Raw genomic sequence first — 4,014 nt, 5'->3', positions numbered from 1 at the left:
GCCGTTGGCCGCGCTGGCGGTGTGGGCACCGTGATGAGCACGACGCCAGTGAACGAGCCGACCCAGCCGTGCCACCCCTCGTAGATGTTGCCGTTGTAGTAGTACGTCGACCAGGCGCCGCCCGTGACGGCCTGGGTGGCGGACAGCGGGCCCCGCTCCCAGTACGCGATCTCCTTGGGGTGGCGCGAGTCGGTGAAGTCCCAGACGGAGATGCCGCCCTGGTACCACGCCTGCACCATGATGTCCCGCCCGAGCACCGGGATCAGCGAGCCGTTGTGCGCCACGCAGTTCTCGGTCTCGGCGTTCGTCCGGGGGATCTTGTAGTAGCTGCGGAACGCCAGCGTCCGAGCGTCACCGCGGCCGGTGATGTCGTAGATGGCGTCCGCCCCCCGGTTGGGGCCGACGGTCTCGTTGCAGGTGGCCGCCCCGCCGCCGCCCAGCTCGTCGGTGAAGACGACCTTGGTGCCGGCGTTGTTGAAGGTGGCCGAGTGCCAGAAGGCGAAGTTGACCGTGTCGCGGACCTGGGTGATCACCCGGGGCGCTTCGCGGTTCTTGATGTCGAGCAGGATGCCGTCACCCATGCAGGCGCCGGCGGCGATGTCCTTCGACGGGTACGCGGTGATGTCGTGGCAGCCGGTGGTCGCCGAGCCGGTCTCGCTGCCCGGGAAACCGCCGTCCGGGAAGAGGTTCGGCGTCGAGATGACGGCCGCCTGGGTCGGCTTCTTCACCGGCACCTTGATGATGGAGATGGAGTCGTGCGGCGGCTGGCAGTCGGGGAACTCGGCCCGCGGGCTGTACGACGACACGTACAGGTAGACGTTCTTGCGGTCCTTGCCCGGCACCAGCGTGTGGGTGTGCGACCCGCAGGCGGTCTCCACGGACTTGATGTAGCGCGGGTTGGCCTTGTCGCTGATGTCGAAGACCTTGATGCCCTCCCACGACTCCTTCACGGAGGCGGGCTGGGCGACGCTCGCGCACGAGTCGTCGCTGCGCGACGAGTCGGTGGAGACGAAGAGCAGGTCACCGTAGACGGAGATGTCGTTCTGCGAGCCCGGGCAGGACACCTGAGCGGTGATCTTGGGGGCGCTGGGCCGGGAGATGTCGTAGACGACGAACCCGTTGTAGTTGCCGGCGAAGGCGTACCTGCCCTGGAACGCCATGTCGCTGTTGAGCGCGGCCGTCGTGTCGAACGGCGCCTGCTTGGGGATGTTGGCGATCTGCCGCAGGTTGGGGCTGCTGCGGATCTCGTCGACGCCCGGGATGTCGGCGGCGGCGGCCTGTGGTGCCGCGGCCGGTGCTGCCTCCTGGGCGCTGCTCGGCGTCGCCACGGCGACGCTGGTCAGCAGCAGGCCCGTTGCGGCCAGGCTGACGATGCGGAGTTGTCGGAGCCGTGCGGTGGCCAACTTGATCATCGGCGGCGCCCTTCGAAAGGGGGGATGACGTTGTCGGTACCTTACCGAGACACGGAGATCATCGATGTGATCTGGGTCACATCTAACTCGACTCGTCAATGGATAGGATCGCTGCGACCTCGACCTGAGGGGGGTGTGGCATGACCGTCCGACGTGCTCGGTTACTGGCCGTCGTCATATCGGCGGCCATCATTGTGGTGCTGACGGTGCTGGCTGTCCGCGCCGCCGGCGACCCCGGCCGTCCGACCGCCGAACGCGGTTCGGCGTCACCGTCACCGACGACCAGCCCGACCGGTCCGCCACCCCCGCCGGTGCTCGTGCCCGGCCGCCCGGGGGAGCCGGCCGTCGCCCGGTCCGCCCAGGAGCTGCGCGACGACAGCCCACCCCGCTACAACGGCCTGGACACCGTCTTCGTCCAGATGATGATCCCGCACCACGAGCAGGCGCTGGAGATGAGCACGCTGGCCCAGGAGCGGGCTGCCGATCCTCGGATCCGCGCCTACGCCGACCGGATCCGCGCCGGCCAGGGCCCGGAGATCAAGGTCCTGCGCGGCTGGCTCGCCACCCGCGGGCTGCCCGAGACGGCGCCCGGTCACGACCACGCCGGCATGCGGGGAATGCAGTCACCCGAGGCGATGAGGCAGCTGACCGCCGCCCGGGGCGTCGAGTTCGACAGGCTCTTCATCGCGATGATGACCGACCACCACCAGGGCGCCGTCACCATGGCCACCGACCTGCTGTCGGTCGGCGTCGATGCGACCCTCAACGAGCTGGCCACCTCACTCGCCACCGAGCAGGCCATCGAGATCACCCGCCTGCGCGAGCTGACCCCGCCCTGACCGGCTGCCGGCCGGCCGCCACCAGCCACGACACGTACGCTGGGTGACCGTGAGACGCACGCTGTTCGGCCGCCCCCTGCGCGGCGTCGCCTTCGACGTGGCCGTCTCCGCCGTGGTGGCGTTCGTCGGCCTCGCCTCGGCGGTGGCCCAGCCCGGCGGTTGGGCCGCCACCGGCGTCGGCGTGGGTATGGCGGTGGCGCTGCTGTTCCGCCGCACCCACCCGGGCGCGGTGACCGTCGTCGTGGCGGCGCTCGCCCTGGTCCAGGTGATCGCCCGGTGGGGTCCGCTCGCCTTCGACGTCGCCGTCCTCATCGCGCTCTACAGCGTCGTGAAGTACGGCAGGCGCCTGCGCGACGGGGTGCTGGCCGGCGCGGTCGCCGCCGTGGGCGTGCTGCTCGCCGCCGCGCAGACCCCCGGCGTCATCGACTGGTGGGTGACCGCGCTGTGGTACGCGCTGGTCACCGGCGCGGTCTGGCTCGTCGCGCTGAACGTGCGGACCCGCCGCCTCTACGTGCTCAGCCTCGAGGAACGGGCCGCCACCCTGGAACGCGAGCGGGAGGCCGAGTCCCGGGTGGCGGTCGCCGAGGAGCGCACCCGGATCGCCCGCGAGTTGCACGACGTGGTGGCGCACAGCATGGCGGTGATGATCGTCCAGGCGGACGGGGCCCGGTTCATGCTCGACCGTGACCCCGAGCAGGCCCGCACGGCCGTGAAGGTGGTCGCCGACACCGGCCGTTCGGCGCTGGAGGAGATGCGCCGGCTGGTCGGGGTCCTGCGCGACGCGGGCCCGTCCGGAGCGGGCGGGTCGGTGGTGGCCGCCGACCCGGAGCACCGCAGGCTGGCCCTGGCCGAGCTGCCCGACCTGCTGGCCCGCTTCCGCGACGCCGGGTTGCGCATCCGCGACGGTGCCACCGGTCAGCCGCCGGCCCTGCCTCCGGGTCTGGAACTGACCGTCTACCGCGTGGTGCAGGAGGCGCTGACCAACGCGCTCAAACACGCCGGCGTCGGGGCCGCCGTCGACGTCACCCTGACGTACACCGCCGAGGCCGTCGTGGTCCGGGTCGTCGACGACGGCCGGGGCCGCCCGGTGGTCAGCCCGGCGCCGTCCGGCGGTCACGGTCTGCTCGGCATGCGCGAGCGGGTGGCGGTGTACGACGGCAGCCTCACCGCCGGCGCCCAGCCGACCGGGGGTTGGCAGGTCCAGGTCCGGCTACCGCTACCGTCGGAACCCTCAGCGGAGGTGATCGCGGCATGACGGTCCGGGTGGTGATCGTGGACGACCAGGCGCTGGTGCGCGCCGGGTTCCGGATGGTGCTGAGCTCCCAGCCCGACCTGGAGGTGGTCGGGGAGGCCATCGACGGCGCGGACGCCCTGCGGGTGCTGGCCCGCACCGAGGCCGACGTGGTGGTGATGGACATCCGGATGCCCACCATGGACGGGGTGGAGGCGACCCGCCGGCTCTGCGCCGACCGGCCGTCGGGCCCGCCCCGGGTGCTGGTGCTGACCACCTTCGACACCGAGGCGGACGCGTTCGCCGCGCTACAGGCCGGCGCCAGCGGCTTCCTGCTCAAGAACGTCCCGCCGGAGGAGCTGCTGGACGCGATCCGGGTGGTGGCGCGGGGCGACTCGGTGGTCGCCCCGTCGATCACGCGGCGGCTGCTGGACCGCTTCGCCGGTCAGCTCGGCGCCGGCCCGACCGCCGACCCCCGGCTGGCCCAGCTCACCGAGCGGGAGCGGGAGGTGCTGCTGCTGGTCGCGCAGGG

The 4,014-nt window shown here is 71.9% G+C and carries 4 protein-coding genes; 3 read left to right on the top strand and 1 reads right to left on the bottom strand.

The window, feature by feature from the left end:
- Window positions 1-1,412: hypothetical protein (locus AB0J68_RS28535; protein ID WP_363941534.1), on the bottom strand; the 1,412-nt coding region annotated here is incomplete at its 3' end.
- A gap of 140 nt (window positions 1,413-1,552) precedes the next feature.
- Between AB0J68_RS28535 and AB0J68_RS28530 the strand changes: the two genes are divergently transcribed.
- The 3 genes from AB0J68_RS28530 to AB0J68_RS28520 form a co-directional block, all read left to right on the top strand.
- Window positions 1,553-2,251: a DUF305 domain-containing protein gene (locus AB0J68_RS28530; RefSeq protein ID WP_355068388.1), complete on the top strand. Its 699-nt coding sequence runs from the start codon at window positions 1,553-1,555 to the stop codon at window positions 2,249-2,251.
- A 43-nt stretch (window positions 2,252-2,294) separates the two neighbouring features.
- Window positions 2,295-3,506: a histidine kinase gene (locus tag AB0J68_RS28525; protein WP_363941531.1), complete on the top strand. Its 1,212-nt coding sequence runs from the start codon at window positions 2,295-2,297 to the stop codon at window positions 3,504-3,506.
- Window positions 3,503-4,014 (top strand): response regulator transcription factor (locus AB0J68_RS28520; protein WP_363941528.1); only part of this gene is annotated, 512 nt, incomplete at its 3' end. The genes AB0J68_RS28525 and AB0J68_RS28520, both read left to right, overlap by 4 nt.

Origin of the sequence: Micromonospora sp. NPDC049580, from assembly GCF_040675595.1 — a bacterium.
Lineage (GTDB): Bacteria > Actinomycetota > Actinomycetes > Mycobacteriales > Micromonosporaceae > Micromonospora.
This window is presented reverse-complemented; position numbering and strand designations above follow the sequence as displayed.